This is a genomic window from Ruegeria sp. AG1, from assembly GCF_056541705.1.
In genome coordinates, this window is the sequence record NZ_JBQFYU010000003.1 from 212,532 (window position 1) to 229,564 (window position 17,033).

General features: G+C 56.4%; 11 protein-coding genes. 3 read left to right on the forward strand and 8 right to left on the reverse strand.

Annotated elements, in window-relative coordinates; translation table 11 throughout:
- Positions 1 to 3: 3 nt before the first annotated feature.
- From ACR0B5_RS05600 to ACR0B5_RS05615, 4 genes are read right to left on the reverse strand one after another with little or no spacing between them, the layout of a single operon-like run.
- Positions 4 to 660: an ABC-type transport auxiliary lipoprotein family protein gene (locus ACR0B5_RS05600; RefSeq protein ID WP_170378328.1), complete on the reverse strand. Its 657-nt coding sequence runs from the start codon at positions 658 to 660 to the stop codon at positions 4 to 6.
- Positions 657 to 1,973: an MlaD family protein gene (locus ACR0B5_RS05605; protein ID WP_480539026.1), complete on the reverse strand. Its 1,317-nt coding sequence runs from the start codon at positions 1,971 to 1,973 to the stop codon at positions 657 to 659. Before ACR0B5_RS05605 ends, ACR0B5_RS05600 begins: the two co-directional genes overlap by 4 nt.
- A 13-nt stretch (positions 1,974 to 1,986) precedes the next feature.
- Positions 1,987 to 2,781, reverse strand: coding sequence for an ABC transporter ATP-binding protein (locus tag ACR0B5_RS05610; RefSeq protein WP_480539028.1), 795 nt, complete (start codon positions 2,779 to 2,781; stop codon positions 1,987 to 1,989).
- A 13-nt stretch (positions 2,782 to 2,794) separates the two neighbouring features.
- Positions 2,795 to 3,919, reverse strand: a complete 1,125-nt coding sequence (locus ACR0B5_RS05615) for an ABC transporter permease (RefSeq protein ID WP_170666620.1) — start codon at positions 3,917 to 3,919, stop codon at positions 2,795 to 2,797.
- Positions 3,920 to 4,171: 252 nt separating this feature from the next.
- Here ACR0B5_RS05615 and ACR0B5_RS05620 point away from each other — a divergent pair, with 252 nt between their 5' ends.
- The 3 genes from ACR0B5_RS05620 to ACR0B5_RS05630 all read left to right on the forward strand — a co-directional run bounded on the left by ACR0B5_RS05620 (position 4,172) and on the right by ACR0B5_RS05630 (position 8,686).
- Entirely contained in the window at positions 4,172 to 6,037 is a 1,866-nt protein-coding gene (locus ACR0B5_RS05620; RefSeq protein WP_480539309.1) for a PAS-domain containing protein, read from the forward strand.
- Positions 6,037 to 6,738, forward strand: coding sequence for a response regulator transcription factor (locus ACR0B5_RS05625; protein ID WP_170659095.1), 702 nt, complete (start codon positions 6,037 to 6,039; stop codon positions 6,736 to 6,738). Before ACR0B5_RS05620 ends, ACR0B5_RS05625 begins: the two co-directional genes overlap by 1 nt.
- A 133-nt stretch (positions 6,739 to 6,871) precedes the next feature.
- A complete protein-coding gene (locus ACR0B5_RS05630; RefSeq protein WP_480539031.1) occupies positions 6,872 to 8,686 on the forward strand; it encodes an ABC transporter ATP-binding protein in 1,815 nt (604 codons plus the stop codon).
- A 60-nt stretch (positions 8,687 to 8,746) separates the two neighbouring features.
- Here the strand turns inward: ACR0B5_RS05630 and ACR0B5_RS05635 are convergent, their stop codons facing one another.
- The 4 genes from ACR0B5_RS05635 to ACR0B5_RS05650 all read right to left on the reverse strand — a co-directional run bounded on the left by ACR0B5_RS05635 (position 8,747) and on the right by ACR0B5_RS05650 (position 16,977).
- Positions 8,747 to 10,057, reverse strand: coding sequence for an HlyD family type I secretion periplasmic adaptor subunit (locus ACR0B5_RS05635; RefSeq protein WP_480539033.1), 1,311 nt, complete (start codon positions 10,055 to 10,057; stop codon positions 8,747 to 8,749).
- Positions 10,041 to 12,188 carry a type I secretion system permease/ATPase gene (locus tag ACR0B5_RS05640; RefSeq protein ID WP_480539035.1) on the reverse strand — a complete coding sequence of 716 codons (2,148 nt, stop codon included), beginning with the start codon at positions 12,186 to 12,188 and terminating at the stop codon, positions 10,041 to 10,043. Before ACR0B5_RS05640 ends, ACR0B5_RS05635 begins: the two co-directional genes overlap by 17 nt.
- Positions 12,189 to 12,289: 101 nt before the next feature.
- Positions 12,290 to 13,129 (reverse strand): SapC family protein, encoded by an 840-nt coding sequence (locus ACR0B5_RS05645; RefSeq protein WP_480539037.1) that lies wholly within the window; start codon positions 13,127 to 13,129, stop codon positions 12,290 to 12,292.
- A gap of 38 nt (positions 13,130 to 13,167) precedes the next feature.
- Positions 13,168 to 16,977: a beta strand repeat-containing protein gene (locus ACR0B5_RS05650; protein WP_480539039.1), complete on the reverse strand. Its 3,810-nt coding sequence runs from the start codon at positions 16,975 to 16,977 to the stop codon at positions 13,168 to 13,170.
- Positions 16,978 to 17,033: the final 56 nt, after the last annotated feature.

The following is a 17,033-nucleotide window of genomic DNA, read 5'->3' on the forward strand; positions in this document are numbered from 1 at the left end:
GGTCTATTGCAACGACGGTCGGGGGTTGTTGGCGGCGTGCGAGTGGATTTTACGCACGCTCCACTCCACGGCATCGCGCATGGTCTTGCCGAGCGCGATGTCGAAAGCCTCTACCAGATCAGGGGTTTGATCGCTGGCCGAGACGACATATTCGCGGAATGAGCTTGAGGCGATGATTTTGTCTTCGAACTCGTCGATGATCTTGATGTTCATCCGCACCTCGACCCTTACAGACGTGGAATCCTCAGTTTCCGATACGACAAGACCCTGAAATTCACGCAAGTCCGGTTGAATAACATAGTCCGCGCGCAGTCCGACCGTAGATCGACCCACCGCAGCAACCTTGCCTGAGTTCTCAAAGCTCTCGACCATCAGCGCCTGCACGATCAGCGGCGCGCGATCGACCCAGCGCGCTTGCGGCAGGTATTGCACTTGAAGCGCAGTGGGCTGAATGGCGATCTGGTCGGTGTTGACAGCGGCCGTCGCCGTCGGCTCTTGCACAACGATCTGCTTTTGGACCCGGGGCAGCGAAGAAGAAAACGTGCTTTTGGGCGTAAGCAGATAAAGGTTGTTTGGTTTTGAGGCCTGTCGCAGCGTACCAAGACCGGCGCAGGCCCCCAGCAACGTCAAAGACAGGGTCAGAAACAGGGTCCTAATCATTGACGGAACTCCGATGCTTGGGTGCCCAGCAGGAACCGTGCCGGGTCGCGTTCTATTCTGTCAGCCAAGCGGTCGAGGGAAATGACCAGCCGCTGCGCCTCTTCGACAAAACGGACGAATTGAGGCAGGCCAACGCGTAGGAAGTTCGACACTTGCCGGCTGTTGTCTTGTACGATCTTGTCGACCGTTCCCAGCAGCTCCTTCGCTGAGTTCGAGGCGCTGAGGACATCGTCCGAGATCTCGTCGATTTTATTGGTGATGTTTGAGACGGTCTCGGTCACCTGATTGGCTGCTTTGCGGATGTCTTCAGCCACAGGAGCCACGTCTTCGTCTATCACCCGGTTTGCTGTGTCAAAGGCACGCTCGGCCGAGGCCAATACGCCCTTGGTCGAGTCCATCGCGGTGGTGATTGACGCCAGCGTGGTGTTGGCATTCGCCACAGTTTCGGTGATCACTCCTAGCGAGACACTGGCCTCATTCGACAACCGCGTCAGGTTCTCGGCCAGTTCCGAGCCGCGCTGAATAAAGGGCTTGATGTCTTCGGCCATGACGCTATTTGCCGTTGTCAGGGTTGTTTTGGCTTCATCCAACGCGCCTGTCGCCGAGTCCGCTGCTGTTTTGACCGATTGCAGCGTCTCGTTTCCGGTCTGAAGCGTGGTTTCAGCCGCAGCGATCAGCGGGTCGAGACGTTTGGTGAACTCACCGATATCCTTGGCCGCATCGCCGATATTGCCGGAAACGGTTTCAAAATCCGACATGGTCTTGTCCAAACGCCCGGTGGCGGAGGCTAGGTTTTCGAGAATATCCGAGACGGCCTTGCGGTTCTTTTCATCGACGACCGAGTTCAGCTCCTGCAATAAAGTGATCGCTTCATCGAGCACCTTCGGCGCGCCTTCGAACAGAGATTGAATCGTACTGCGTTTGCTTTTAATCAAGCTGTTTTGCGGCAGGCGGGCGGCGGTGGTAGATCCTCCGGTCAGTTCGACATAGCCAACGCCGGTTACACCAAGCGATTGCAATTGGGCGATCGTGTCTTCTGTGACGGGGATATCCGCATCGACCTCAATCCTCACCCGCACTTTCGAGGGGTCGTCATCATCCAGATTTAATGAGATCACCTGACCGACAGGAAGGCCGTTAAAACTCACCCCGCCAGCGGCCGACAGGCCAGAAACGTTGTCGAACAACACGTCGTAGTAGGCGTATTGGCGGGTCACCTCGAACTTGGCGAGCCATAGGAAAAAGCCAAAAGCCCCTAATAGTGCTGCAAGGGTAAATGCGCCGATTAGAATATAGTTCGCTCGGGTTTCCATCGCCTTACCTGCCTTACCCCTTCTGCTGCGCCGCGCGGGCGCGGGGGCCTGTGAAGTATTCCTGAACCCAAGGATGGTCGACCTTGGTCATCTCTTCTATCGGACCTTCAACCAGTACGCGTTTTTCTGCAAGTACCGCGATGCGGTCGCAGATCGCATACAGACTGTCCAAATCATGGGTGACCATGAAAACCGTCAGGCCCAATGCCTGCTGCAACTCTCGGATCAACTCATCATAGGCGGCGGCACCGATTGGGTCCAAACCAGCGGTGGGCTCATCTAGAAACACGATCTCGGGGTCCATGGCCAAGGCGCGAGCCAGCGCGGCCCGTTTGCGCATCCCGCCCGAAAGTTCGGATGGAAACTTGCCGCAACTCAGCTGTGGCAGACCCACTAGGCTGATCTTCAATGCGCCCAGAGATTCCATCAGTTTTTCGCTCAGGCCAGTATGTTCGCGCAGCGGTGCCATGACGTTTTGCAAAACGGTGAGCGAGGAAAACAGCGCACCGTCCTGAAACGCCACGCCCCAGTGGCGTTCTATACGGCGGCGATCTTCCTCGGGTCCATTCAGGACATCTACGCCTAGTACCTCAATGCTGCCTGCCGCTGGCGTGTTCAGCCCCACAATCGTGCGCAATAGTACCGATTTACCGGTACCCGAGCCGCCAACGATGCCCAAGACCTCACCCCGCCAGACATCGAGATCCAGATTGTCATGGACAACCTGCGGCCCGAACTGATTGCGAAGCCCGCGCACGCGGATCACCGCCTCGCGTTGCGCGTCTGCCTGAGTGGTCTGATGTTGCACCGTGCCGTCCACGTCAGATCCCAATCTCAGAGAAGAAGATCGAAAACAGGGCGTCGATGGCGATCACCATGAAAATTGACTGCACGACCGAGGCTGTGGTGCGCTGACCCACGCTCTGGGCCGAGCCTTTAACCTGCATGGCCTGCCAGCAGGCGATCACGCCGATGACCAGCGCGAAGAAGGGCGCTTTGATCAACCCAACCGCCAATTGCCAGACATCGGTGCTTTCGTTCAAACGGGTGACGAACATACCGGGGCTGATGCCGAGGTCGATCCAGCTCATCAGTCCGCCGCCGAAAAGCCCCGCCAGATCGGCGACAAAACCGAGGATCGGGAGCATGATCAACAGGGCCAGGACACGCGGAACAACCAGCACCTCTATCGGATCGAGACCCAGCGTGCGCATGGCGTCTATTTCCTCCTGCACCTTCATCGACCCGATTGAGGCGGTAAAGGCCGACCCCGACCGACCGGCAACGATGATAGCAGTCAGAAGGATCCCAAGCTCACGCAGAACAGAGATCGAGATCAGCTCGACCACGAAAATCTCGGCCCCGAACTGTTTCAGCTGTGTCGCCCCCTGAAAGGCCAAAACAACGCCGATCAAAAATCCCATCAACGCCACGATGGGCAGGGCCTTGAACCCGGTTTCCTCCATATGCGTAAACAGGGCAGCCCGACGCAGACGCCAGGGCATGACAAGCGTGCGCCCAAGCCGATGCAGTGTCAGACCCAGGAACCCAAGGATCGAGAGCGTGTCCTTCCAAGCGCCAACTGTTTTCTGACCCACGCTGGCAACCCAATCCACGGCATTGCGGGGCGGGGCCAGTTTTCCGGGATGGTCTGGGATGTTCTTCGATACGGTTTCGATAAGCGCGGCATGGGCCGGTTGAACACCCCGGAAATCCAGCTGAGCGCCAGCTGTCGTGAACCGCTTGGCAAGATCCGCAACCAGCCACGCGCCGCTTGTATCCAATGCTTCCACGTCCGATAGATCCAGCGTAACATGCCCGCCCTCTGGCTGAATGCTAGCAAAAGGCCCCTCGACCGGAGCAAGTAATTGCGTCAGCATTTCGCCTGCAATACGGATCCGGGTGCCATCGCTTTCGCGTTCGGCAGAAATGGTTGGGCTGCTCATATCTGTATGTGATGCAAAAAAGCCTGAATCTGCAATGGTTGTATGGCTTTGTTGTTGGAATTACAAATCTGGGATTGCGCGGCTGCGACACTTGCAGCTTGCACGCCACGGTTGTTTGGCGCGGACCTGCTTGCCAATTGTGGGACAAAGTAACCGGCTGGGCGTTCGCCTCTACACCAAGTCTACATCAGATGCTACGGATAGGCCGCAGGGAGGGCGATCTTGACCGTTAGTGAAAAGCGCATCAAAGCGATGACGACCGCCGGGCTGAATTTAATCGGTCAGGCACTGTCGATCTACGATAACAAACTGCGTCTTGTTCTCAGCAATCGGCGCTTTCAAGAGATGTTCGGCCTTCCCGACGACCTTGTGCAACCGGGCGCGTTGTTTCGGGACACGATTCACTTCCTGGTAACACGCGGAGAATACGGGGCCGAGGGCGATGTAGACGAAATGGTACAGCAGCGCGTCGAGCAAGCTATGGCGTTTGAGCCGCACTACATGGAGCGTGTCCGCCCAAACGGGCAGGTTGTCGCTGTTGAGGGATCGCCTCTGCCGCAGGGCGGTTGGGTGGCGGTTTACACCGATATCACAAGCACGAAACGCGCCGAAAATCTGCTGCGCGCCCGATCCGAAGAGCTTTCGGACCAGCTGCTCAGCCACACTGAGGAGCTTTCGGCCACCAACCGCAAGCTTGCGGCCACCATTGCAGCGCTGGAAGAGGCCAAGCGCGAACTGACCGAGATCGAAGCCCGCACGCGAATGACGACCGAGATGATGCCCGCCCATATCGCGCATCTCGATGTCGATGGGCGCTACGATTACTCAAATCGGCGGCTCAGCTCGGTGCTGCCGGGTCGCCCGTCGGACATTCTGGGGCTGCATATTTCCGACGCCCTTGGCTGGCACGCCTTTTCACGGGTCGAGCCGCATCTGTCAAAAGCCTATAGCGGTGAAACATCGGTTTTCGAGTTCACGGAAGAACAGGATGCCCGCCGCATTCGCGTGTCCTTTACCCCTGATGGGGAAGGTGGCGTTTACATCATGTCCGTGGACATCACCGAGGAAACCCAAACCCGCGTCGCGTTGCAACAAACCCGTCGCCGCGAGATGGCCGCGCAGATGACCAGCGGTCTGGCGCATGATTTCTCGAACTTGCTGACCATCATTCTGGGGATGCAGGGGCGGCTGGATAAGATGAATTTGCCCGATGAAGCGCATGCATTGATTGCGGCGACCCGTCAAACCGCACAGCGCGGCGGGCAGCTTTTGAACCGGATCGCGGATATGACGGGGAACCGGACGCCGCAGCCCAAAGCGACGGATATGCTTCAATTGCTTGAGGATTTGCGCATTCTCGCCTCGCCTTCTCTGCCGCGCGGGATGGGGTTGTCGGTGGTCAACACTCTGCCGGATCAGGCCCTGATGCTGGACCCGGGGATGGTGCAGGATGCCTTGCTGAATTTGGTCCTGAATGCGCGCGATGCTTGCGGCAACAACGGTCAGATCACCATCAGCGCCCATGCGATTGGTGCGATTTGGGTTGAGATTACGGTCTCTGATACCGGGCCGGGGTTCTCGCCCGAGGCGCTGGACAAAGCCCTCAACCCGTTTTTCACCACTAAAGGCAGCGACGGGTCTGGCCTTGGTTTGCCAATGGTCTATGACACGGTGAAACTGGCCGGAGGGGACCTGAGCCTGAAGAACACGCCCTCGGGTGCGTCGGTTGTATTGCGGCTTCCCTACCGCCCTGCGCCCCCTATGCGCGGCGGATTGGTTCTGCTTGTCGAAGACAATCAGGACTTGCGCCTCCAGTTCCGCGACATGCTGATCGACTTTGGGTTTTCGGTCATCGAGGCAACCTCGGTTGACGAAGCATTGACGCTAGTGAGCGAATTGGATGACATTGTTCTGGTCCTGTCCGATATCCGGTTGGAAGGGGAGGCAACCGGGCTGGACCTGATGGAACGTCTCAAACCCAGGCTGCCATGTATCTTGATGACGTCGCTGCCATCGACTGATCCTGTGCTGAAACGCGCGATCGGTCGGGTGCCCGTTTTGCACAAACCGTTCACTCCCAAACAACTTTCGGCTTTGATCCGAACCGAGGCTGCGTGATGACCCAACCGTTGGTGACCATTCTCGACGATGAACCCGAGATCCGCCATATTCTGACGGAGACCTTGCAAGACGCAGGTTTTCGAACCCAGAGCTTCTCACGGGCCCGAGAATTCGAGGCCGCGTTGAACCGTGTGACGCCCGATGTCTGCCTGGTTGATCTGTCACTGCCAGATACGGATGGTCTGGCGCTGGTGCATCGGCTGGCACTGGAACAGGGCGCCGCCGTCATCATCATTTCAGGACGCGCGCAGGTGCAAGACCGGGTCACCGGGCTAGAGCTTGGCGCTGACGACTATATCACCAAACCCTTCGACCCTGCAGAGGTCGTAGCGCGCGTGCGGGCGCGTTTGCGGGCGCCCAAGGGGCAGGTGGCGCATTCGGAGACGGCCAGTTTCAACGGTTGGGTCGCGCACTTTGACCGCTATGTTCTTGAGGATCAAAACGGCGCAGAAACCGCGTTCAGCCATGCAGAAGGTGAAGTGCTGCGGCTGTTTCTCGAAAGCCCTAAACGCCTGATTAGCCGCGCCCAGATGCAGGAAACGCTGGGCGGCGCGGCTGGTGAGAGCTTTGATCGTGCGATGGATGTGCGTATTTCCCGTCTCAGAACCAAGCTGGGTGAAGACCCCAAAAACCCTCGATTGATCAAAACGATTTATGGCGCAGGCTATATTTTCCTGGGCGATGTGGTCTGGCACTGAAGGTCCCGGTACACGCATTTGACCCTGCTTCAAGTATATCTGCACGGGTGGGCTGGAATCTTGGGCTTGTCCTGATTAATTAAAGCGACCTCGACGACCGAGGGGCAGAGGTACAAGGCACCTCTGTTTAACCGTGCGGTTGCCCGATAAGGGCGGCGACACCGACGATCTGGAGTGTGAAATGATCGGCAAGGCCTGGGCAAAATGGCGATCGGGCTATATCGGTCGGCTTGTCGTGGAAAGCCTGCGCAAGCAAGGCTGGATGTACGGGGTCGCGATGTTTGCGATGGTGATCGTTGCCGCGACGACTGCCGGTACGGCTTGGATGATGGAAAACATCGTCGATGCCATGACCACCCCAGAAATGAGGTCGCAAGCACATTGGATCGCGCTTGTTGTGGTCGGGCTGTTCGGCGCTAAGGCGTTCGCTTCCTATATTCAGTCGATTTTTCTGGCGCGCGCGGGGAACCGAATTATCGCGGTCCAGCAGGAGCGCTTATACAATCGCCTACTGCAGCGCGGTATCGGGTATTTTGCCGAGATTGAATCATCCAACCTGTTGATGAGGGTCACCGCAGGGGCGGGGGCGGCCCGGAACTTGGTCAACATCATCGTGACCAGTTTCGTGCGCGACGCGCTAACGCTTGTGGGTCTGATTATTGTCATGATCTATCAGCAACCGCTGCTGTCGGTGCTGTTTTTCGTCGTTGGTCCGGTTGCTTTGATCAGCGTGCGCTATCTGTTGAAGAACGTACGTCGAATAATGCAGGCCGAGTTGAAATACCTCTCCGAGATCATTCAGGTCCTGCAGGAAACATCGAACGGGATCAAAGTTATCAAGGTGTTCAGTCTTGAAAACCGCATGACCGAACGGATGAACACGGCAATCAAACGCGTCGAGAAACGTTCGAACGACATTGCCTCTTTGCAGGCCATCGCCAGTCCGTTGATGGAGTTTTTGGCGGGTCTGGCAATTGCCGGCATCCTGGTTGTTAGCACATTGGGGATCGGTGGGTCTGAGCCTCCGACGGCGGGTCAGTTGATGTCATTTATCACGGCCCTTCTGATGGCCTATGAACCTGCAAAGCGCTTGTCGAAAATGCGGGTTTCGATCGAGACCTGTATGGTGCCTATAGGTATGATGTTCGAGCTTCTGGATGAGCAGGACTCGATGCAAGAGCATGCCGAACCAAAAGAGATGATCTCGGGTCCTGGCGAAATCCGCTTGCGGGATGTGACTTTTGGGTATCAAGGGGCATTGCCCGTAATCAAAGATATGGATGTGACTTTTGAGGCCGGAAAAACCACGGCTCTGGTGGGTCAATCCGGCGGCGGGAAGTCCACTATTTTTGGCCTGATCATGCGGTTTTATGATCCAAACCACGGCTATGTTGAGATTGACGGCCAGGATCTGACCGAGGTCAGCTTTGCTTCGCTGCGCCGGAAAATATCTTATGTCGGGCAGGACACATTCCTGTTTTCAACCACCGTCATGGACAATTTGCGATACGTTGCGCCAGACGCGACAGATGAGGAAATTGTAGCGGCCGCACGCGCCGCGCATGCCCATGACTTCATTACTCAACTGCCTGAGGGCTATGACACTCAGGTTGGCGAAAATGGCGCGTTCCTGTCCGGAGGTCAGAAACAGCGCATCGCAATTGCCCGGGCAATTTTGCGCAAAGCGGAAATCCTTCTGCTGGACGAAGCCACAAGTGCGCTCGACGCAGAATCCGAAACTTTGGTCAAAGAGGCATTGGACAAACTGACGGAAGGGGTCACGACAATCGTAATCGCCCACCGGCTATCGACGGTTCTGGAAGCGGACAACATCATGGTCGTTCAGGATGGTCAAATCGTTGAGCAGGGGACCTTGAATGTGTTGTTGGAAGAAAATGGTGCATTCAAACGTCTGTTTGATCAGCAATTTAAAAAGCCTACTTCCTAGTCGGTCTGCGTCTTCCCGCGACTTCAATGTGTTTAAAGTGATGCAATGATCAAGCCTGGGCTATTCCCGCAGCGCTTGATCCTTAATCTTCACGACCGGTTGGATCAAATAGTCCAGAACGGTTTTACGCCCAGCCAGAATATCGACCTCGGCAACCATGCCGGGAATGATTTCAACAGCAAGCCCCGAGGCGTCGAGCATCGTACCATTCGTCCGGATCTCAATGACAAAGACCTCTTCATCATTGCGTTCAGACCGGGTGATAGTGTCTGCACCAATACGCACAATTTCCCCGTCCAGCCCGCCGTAGCGGGCGAAATCATAGGCGGTGATTTTGACTTTGACGGGCTGTCCTGCATGAAGAAATGCGATATCTTGCGGGCGAACATAGGCTTCGACCAGTAAACTGTCATCCAGTGGAACGATCTCGACCAACTCCTCTCCGGTGCGGGCAAGACCACCAATCGTGGTACGGTGGATGCGGTTTACGATGCCGCGCGCGGGGGATTGAACCTTGGCTCGTGACGCCAGATCCTGCAGAGCTGGCAGCATCGGTTGCAGGGCGGACAGCTCAGCCGTTGCGAGTGCGAGGTCGGTCAGGGCATTGCTTCGAAATCTGGTGCGTGCGGCTCGGATTCGGTCATCAATTTCTTCTAGACCGGTTTTTAGTCGTCTGGTCGCAGCTACGGCTCTGACCTGGCGACCCTTCCATTCTGCCTCATTGCGCCTAAGCGCCAAAAGTGTGGTCGCGGGTTCCATTTTGCTGGCGACCAGAGGCGCCATCATCGCCCTTTCCTCGGCCAGAACATTAAGTGTCTCTTCGGCGGTGACCTGATCTACCAATCCTTCTTCGTATTCCCTATGGCGTTGTTGTTGCTGTCGCAGCAAGATATCAATTTCAGCCTGCAGTTCGGCTTGCCGACCCTGATACAAAGCTCTTTCAGATTGAACGACATCCGGGGCGCCTGTGACGAGTGCAGCGTCAAATTGAAGGTCACGCCCCTCGATCTCGGACTGTAGCCGCTGGATCCGAGCCATCAGGCCAAAAGCACGTTGTTGTTCCTGACTTAACTGACTGTCGATTTGGGTCGTGTCGAATTCCATCAACAAGGTGCCGGCTTGGACCACTTGGCCTTCCCGCACGTGCAATGCCTTCAAAACACCTGGCTCTGTTGCTTCGATGATCTGGATGTCTCCAGATGGCACGATCCGGCCATCTACGCGGGTTACGTCGTCCAACTCGGTCAGATAGGCCCAAAGCCCGGCTGTGAGGAGGCATGCGAGAATTGCCACAAGCAGAAGAGAGTTTCGCAAAGGCGACGCTCCGCGCGTCGCGCGTGCCAACGAGGCAAGATCATGATGCTGCGACATTCAGGTGCCTCCTGTTTTGGCGTGCATGTTGGGACAGAAGGCTCTTTGGCCCGTCTTTCGCAATTTGACCGTCGTCAATGACGATAACGCGGTCCACCAGTTCCAAGAGGCTAGGACGGTGCGTGACGATAAGCATCGTCGTGTCCGGGGTGGCTTGCTTAAGGCGCGAAAGAACGCGCGCTTCGGTTTGCACATCCATGGCGCTTGTGGGCTCGTCCAGCAGTAAAACCGATGGTTTGCCAATCAACGCTCGCGCCAAAGCAATCGCTTGTCTTTGTCCACCAGAAAGCCCTTCGCCCCTCTCCGCAAGCTGTTGATCATAACCTGCTGGATGGCGCGCAACAAAATCCTCAACTCCGGCGATCTGCCCGGCCTCAATCACGTCTTCGTCGCTCGGTCTGATGGTGCCACTGGCGATGTTTTCGCGGATTGAGCCGGAAAACAGCCAAACATCCTGTAAAACAGAGCCGACACCTCGCCTTAAATCACCAGGGTCAATTTGCCGAATGTCCGATCCGTCCAGCATGACCGACCCGACCCGAGGCGTATAGAGGCCCAGCAACAGTCGCGCTATCGTACTTTTACCCGAGCCAATTTGGCCAAGGATTGCGACTTTCTCACCCGGGTTGATAGTGAAGGAAACACCTTTCAACGTATCTTCGGATTGATCCGGGTATGTGAAATGAACGTTGCTAAACGAGAGTGCACCCTTGAAGCGTGAACGACCGATCCAGGTTCTGCCTTCTGGTCTCTCGCTATCTGCTCGCATAATCTGGTTGAGGTTTCGAAAAGCGCTGCGCGCCTGATTGTACCGCGTCAAAGTTTGCGCCAATTGCCCCAGAGGGGCCAAGGCACGGCCGGTCAACATGACAGCGGCGATCAAGGCACCCATGCTGGCTTTTCCTTCCATGACCAGGAACACACCATAGAAAACGATCAGAACTTGCGCCGCCTGTTGCGTGAGGCCGGTCAGGTTCAGGGCGAATTGTGTAATCGCGCGACTGCGAACGCCGTGACTCGATTGTCGTTCTATCGCGCTTTCCCAACGAGAACGCATTTGGCGATCAGCAGAGGTGGTTTTTATGGTCTCGAGGCCGGAGACGGTCTCAACAAGAACCGATTGTTTGGATTGACCATCCTTGAATTGGCGTTCGGCCAACCGCGATAGGATAGGTTGGGCGAGCAATCCGGAAATCAGCACGATGGGTACCGCCATCGCAGGAACGATGGCCAGTGGACCGCCCACCAAGTAGATCACGAAGACAAACAGAGCGATGAACGGTAGATCGACGATCGCAACCAATGTTGCGGACGTGAAAAACTCGCGCAGAGTTTCAAACTCGCGAACTGTATTTGCCATCGCGCCTGTCGATCCGGTGCGAGATTTCATTTTAATATCGAGTAACTTGTCAAAAATGCGCCGTCCCATCAGTCGATCAGCCTTTTGACCGGCCTGATCAATGAAACCAGCTCTTAGAATCTTGAGTAGGAAATCGAAGCCAAGGGCGAGGCCCACGCCTATGGTCAGTGCAATCAAAGACTCCGTTGCTTCATTCGGAAGAACACGGTCATAGACGACCATGATGAAGATAGAAGTTGAAAGCCCTAGAAGATTGGCGAGCGCCGCTGCGAGAATGACCTGGAAGTAAGACCATCGACTAGCGGCCAAAGCAGACCAGAACCAATGTCCAGACCTTTGAGCCTCGCCGTTCTTCGAGATATCCTGATGGTCTCGGCGACATAGGATTGCATAGCCGGTATACGCTTTTTCCAACTGTTTCTCGGGAATTGTCCCGATTCCTGACCCGATGCAAGGGTCATACACCAATAGCATGCTGTCGTCGCTGCGCCCATGATAGACAACGGATCGTCCCCCCTCCAGCAACAGTATGGCTGGTGACAAGTCGTCATCCAATTTGCTCAGCAAGCGCTTACCATAACCTGCCTGAAGACCGCTTTGGCGGGCAAGCGCCAGTGCATCACTTATCGAGAGGCCATTTTCCAAATTTGACTGCGCGGTAAAGAGAGACGCTTTTGTTATTGGACGTTCAAGTGTCTCACCCACATGCAGCATACACTTTTCTAGTTCTGTTAAACGAGATGTGTCCGGTTGGGATTCGTGCCGCGTCATGTCTCAGTTCCTCTTCAGCAAGTTAGGGCAGCGAAGGAATGGAGTGCGTCCGGTGATTGGACCTGTTTTCGGTTTTGGTTGCGTCGCATTGCGACCAGGCGTTATGGGGCACAAGCGTGTACCTCCGAATTCTGGCCCCAAGAAGTTTCGCTCGTGTGCGCATCGGCCAATGCAGATAAGAAACCTTCCGTATTCGCCTTCCGCTCAACATCCTCTGAACCCGGCTTATGTGTCATTCGTGATTGTGCTTGGGTCAACCAAGCTACGTGAGACAGTGAGACTTGATGCGCGTGGACTAGTTGCAGAGCGCCACAAGCCGTTAGTGTGGCCAGCTGCTTATTCGTCAAAATTTTCAAGCGATCAGGCGAGATACCCCAACAGCCCCTTGGCAAAATGCAGCCCTCGTATTGGGTGAGTGGGTCCAACAAGTTCATTTCCAAAAGCACATCACAAATGACCTTTGTGGTTTGTGCTGACGACATTCGACCTTGGAAGAACGTCATTACGGCTTCAAGATTGGAAGAAAGCGCTCCGGTTTCAAAAAAAAAGGCCTCATCTTTGGGGTCATCACTGATCAAGCCAAGGGTCTCGTCGACCAGCAATTGGAATTGAGCGTCCTTGGCTTGTCCATCTCTTGGTATTGGTTCGGCATCGAAAGGCGGGCACCTCATCGCAGAGGGCAAGTAGGCCGCCAACCACACGCCCGTTTCAGACACAAACGGGTTTACGCGTGCTTCTGTTAGGGAAAACAATGCGACTGGCTCTACCCCGCCCTCCGTTTTGCGGAACACTAGCGGGAAAGCAGCTGCGACGGGGAAAGCTTCAGCCTCAACAATTGAACACTTAGTGACGTATCTTGTATGGTCGAATGAGGTGAAGCGTTTCCAGAACCTATTCCCATATCTTTGAAATGTGAGCGGTTTGAGGTGGTTTTTTAACATGACCGTCTTCCAAACTCTCGACCAATCTTCGAAAAGGATCAGGCGGTGGCACCTGTGGGATCGGTGTGCAGAATATTGTCTGCGCTCAGGCTGTTCAGATCATTCAGACCATCGAACACTGCGAGCGTATCGACAGTGACGTCGTTTGATGCCGAATAGCTGGCCTTTACAAGCTTGGCGTCGGTTCCATCGGTCGTCAGGGCATATATCTCGTCTCCGGACTGCGCGCCGACCAAGCTCTCCAATGCCAACTCTATGGTGTTGGCCATGAGATCGCCGAGGATGGTCGTCAAACCGATGAAGCCTGTATCCGTGCCGAGATTGTCGCCGTGGCTGAGGAATTCCACACCCGTTCCGGTGCCTCGCAACGTGGCAACGTCGAGGCCCTGGAACATAAGTGCATCTGCGACTTCCGTTGCAGTCCCGATGTTGAACCCCGTGATGATATCCGTGCCATTGGCCGCTGGGTCTGCTTCGAACACAACGATGTCTCGGCCAGCCTCCGTCAGGTCAATCGTGTCGTCGCCATCACCACCCCTCATGTACGTGTCCACATTGCTTGCGCTTATGGCGTCGTCAGTGGTCGACCCTGATTGGTAGACAGAGTCGCCTCCGTTTGGCGTGACGATCTTCAGCTCAAAGGGTTTATTGATGTCTTGAATATCGACGGAAAACTGCACCAGAGGCGCCGAAATGTCGGAGAAACTTAGCGTTGCGCCTGCGAAATTGACGAAACTGGGGTTGGCTGCGTTTACGGCAAGAGGCAATTGCCCGTTGAATATGATGGAGCCGCTGTCAAAGGAGACTTGAGCGGAGTCGAACTCTAATCGCATGTCTACAAATAACCCGCTCGACAGATCTCGATCGGCTTCCGAATAGACCGCTAACTGGACGGTTGAGCCACTTCGGCCGACTTCCGAGATGACATAGGCTGCGGGGGAATGAGCCGTTGCTTCAGCGCTCACCGGAACGGGATCAGGCCCTCCTGATACTGTTGCTTCGGCAGAGAAGTTCAGATCCGTCCCGGCCGTCGTGACGGCAAAAGCAGAGGCTGCGATAGGCGCCGACCATGTCCCATTTGCGGCGACGGTTGCGGTGCCAACCGATGTACTGCCCAACAAGATATCCACTGTCTGCCCAGCAGCCAGACCGACCGAAGAGCCGCTGACTGCAATCCCGGAACTTTGCGCATCGGCAAGAGAGATCGCCCCATTTGTTCCAATTGAGTCGAGGCTCAGGGTGGGCCGGAACTCGGTTGAGAAGGAACCTGTTGCCGCGTTGGAGGTATTGCCTGCTGCGTCTTCAACCGATGCCGAGATCTGGAAGCTAGTGCTGTCTGCCAAGGCCGCGAGATCGCTGGTTGGAATATCCGCACTCCAACTTCCGTTCATTGCAGTGGCTGTATAGGTCTCGCCGTCCAAGGTGATGGTTACAGTGTCTCCGTTATCGGCCGTTGTTGTGCCTGAAACCGTCAGGTCCTGCCCGCGCTCTACAACATCCAGAACTGATCCCATGGACAGTGGATCGAGGGTAATGCTGGGTGCCGCAAAATCAGTTGTGAAGCCCATTGTGGTCTGGGACGTGTTCCCAGCTGCATCAGCCACGGTCGCGGTGATTGTATAGCTTTCCTGGTCCTGGAGCCCCACCAGGTCAGACGCACTTGTAACCAACGTCCAATTGCCACCGTTGACGGTTGTCGTCTCGCTGATGTCAACCGTGCCGTCGGCGCGTGCGATCGTGATAGATACGACAGCCCCAACGCCTGCATCGCTTGTGCCCGAAATGGTCAGATCCGTTGCCCGCTCGGCGGCGTTCATGATCGAGCCGTCCGAAACGCTCGTGATCGCGATGGTTGGATCAGTGAAATCTGTATCGAAGCTGCCTGTCGCCGGAACAGCCGGGTTTTCGGCGATGTCCGAGACATCTGCTGTTACAGCAATTGTTGCTCCGTCTGCCAAGAGTGATAGATCAGCGGCTGGTACGGTAACGGTCCACGAACCGCCCGAAGCCTCGGCAGTATAGGTGAGCCCATTCACGCCAACGGTCACGGTTTGATCGTCTTCAGCTGTGGTGGAACCCGAAATGGTCAGGTTGGTTCCGCGCTCTACCGCATTCATGACAGCCCCGTCCGAGAAGCTGTCGATGGTCACCGTCGGAGCGCTGACATCCTTGGCCAATTGCGCGGTTGCTTGAGGCGCTGCCAGCCCGTCCGCGTCAGACACATCGGCTGCTATCGTAAAATCGCCGCCATCGGACAGAGACGCTAGTTCGGCTGTCGGGACGGTTATGCTCCAGGTGCCACCCGAAACGAGGTCCGTATAGGTCTGGCCGTTCAGCACGACGGAAACCTGCTGGTTGTCGCCAACATTTCCGGTTGTGCCTGAAATGGTAAGGTCTGAACCGGCCTCGGCAGCGTTCAGGATATCACCTACGGACAAAGGTGAAATGGCAATGGATGGACCCGAGAGGTCGACGGGCACCGTGGCCGTCAAGGTGGTCGCCGGGTTGCCAGCCGCATCCGCGAGCGAAACACTGATCTCTGCCGGGGTGCCCGTCGTCAACCCGCCAAGATCCGCGTTGGGAATAGTGACAGACCAACTGCCGCCCAGCGTCGTGCCGGTAAAGGACTGCCCATCCAATACAAGCGTTACAGTTTGGTTGTCCTCAGCCGAGGTCGCCCCGGTCACGGTCAGATCGCCGGTTACATCAATAAGGTCAATGGACCCTCCGCCGACCGGATCGAGCGTGAGGGTTGGAGCCGTGAAGTCTGTATCAAAACTGTTGCTGGCTCGAACGGCCGGATTGCCAGCGCGGTCCGAGACATCGGCTGTGACGCTGATGGTTGCTCCATCCGCCAGCGCCGCCAGATCGGCGACAGGTACAGTTGCTGACCATTGGCCGTTGGACACCGTACCGGTGTAAGTCTGACCATTCAAAGTGACGCTCACCGACTGCCCGTTTTCCGCGTCTGTCGTGCCACTTACGACAAGATCAGTTCCCTGCTCGGCGGCGTTCATGACGGCGCCATCCGAGAAACTGTCAATGCCGAGTGTTGGTGGGATGGTGTCTACGACCACGGTTGCCGTCGATACGGAGATCTCGTCCCCCAAGGTATCAAGCATACGGACAGTCACCGTGGACTGGCCTTGGGCCAGGGCGTTCGCCTCGGGCGCTGTGAGGGTGACGGTCCAGTTCCCCTCGGAATCCGGTGTCACGGTCTTGGTCACGGAGCCGATCGTAACCTCGACCGAGGTCGCATTGTCCGGCGCAGTTGCGTTGGTCAGAGTGTTGTTGAGGGAGGTGGCCTGCAACTCTGCCAGATTGAGCGTCGGGAAGTTTGGCGTAGGGGCTGGATCGTCCCCGCCGCCTCCGCCGCCGCCACCTGCCGCCGCAGCACCGGCGAGACCAATACCCGCCGCCGCAGCACCAATGCCGCCCAGACCACCTGCTGCTGAGGCGGCTCCGGCCTCGGCGACAGCGCTGAATTCGACGATCTGCGAAACCATCGCCTCAGCGATCATGATCGAGCCGCTTTCAAGGACCTGAACATGTTCGGCCGCAACAACCATCGTGCGCCCATCGAGCATTTTCAGAAGGACATCCCCATTGTCCATCAGCTTGGCGGATTTCACACCCGGGATGGTATCCGCGAATTGGAACGCATAGAGTTCCTCAACCGTCGCCTGCGCAAAAGCCGGAAGGGCCAGCAAGGCCGACACCAATCCGCCCGCAATGCCGCGCCCAGACAGTTTGCGCAGGTTGCGCTCGATCCATGAACGCTTGTGGCGATCGCGGTCTGCTCTAGAAAGATCGGCTGGCGTTTCAGTATGGCGCTCAGGTGTCTTCATCGTCTTGCCCCTCAGATTTGGTGTCCGCGATCCTGGGAAGGCTGTCCTCGACATGA

Bases quoted from the DNA above. Each gene is read 5' to 3' on its own strand.
- ACR0B5_RS05600 (WP_170378328.1), bottom strand. From the start codon at position 660: ATGATTAGGACCCTGTTTCTGACCCTGTCTTTGACGTTGCTGGGGGCC.
- ACR0B5_RS05605 (WP_480539026.1), bottom strand. From the start codon at position 1,973: ATGGAAACCCGAGCGAACTATATTCTAATCGGCGCATTTACCCTTGCA.
- ACR0B5_RS05615 (WP_170666620.1), bottom strand. From the start codon at position 3,919: ATGAGCAGCCCAACCATTTCTGCCGAACGCGAAAGCGATGGCACCCGG.
- ACR0B5_RS05620 (WP_480539309.1), top strand. From the start codon at position 4,172: ATGACGACCGCCGGGCTGAATTTAATCGGTCAGGCACTGTCGATCTAC.
- ACR0B5_RS05625 (WP_170659095.1), top strand. From the start codon at position 6,037: ATGACCCAACCGTTGGTGACCATTCTCGACGATGAACCCGAGATCCGC.
- ACR0B5_RS05635 (WP_480539033.1), bottom strand. From the start codon at position 10,057: ATGTCGCAGCATCATGATCTTGCCTCGTTGGCACGCGCGACGCGCGGA.
- ACR0B5_RS05640 (WP_480539035.1), bottom strand. From the start codon at position 12,188: ATGACGCGGCACGAATCCCAACCGGACACATCTCGTTTAACAGAACTA.
- ACR0B5_RS05645 (WP_480539037.1), bottom strand. From the start codon at position 13,129: ATGTTAAAAAACCACCTCAAACCGCTCACATTTCAAAGATATGGGAAT.
- ACR0B5_RS05650 (WP_480539039.1), bottom strand. From the start codon at position 16,977: ATGAAGACACCTGAGCGCCATACTGAAACGCCAGCCGATCTTTCTAGA.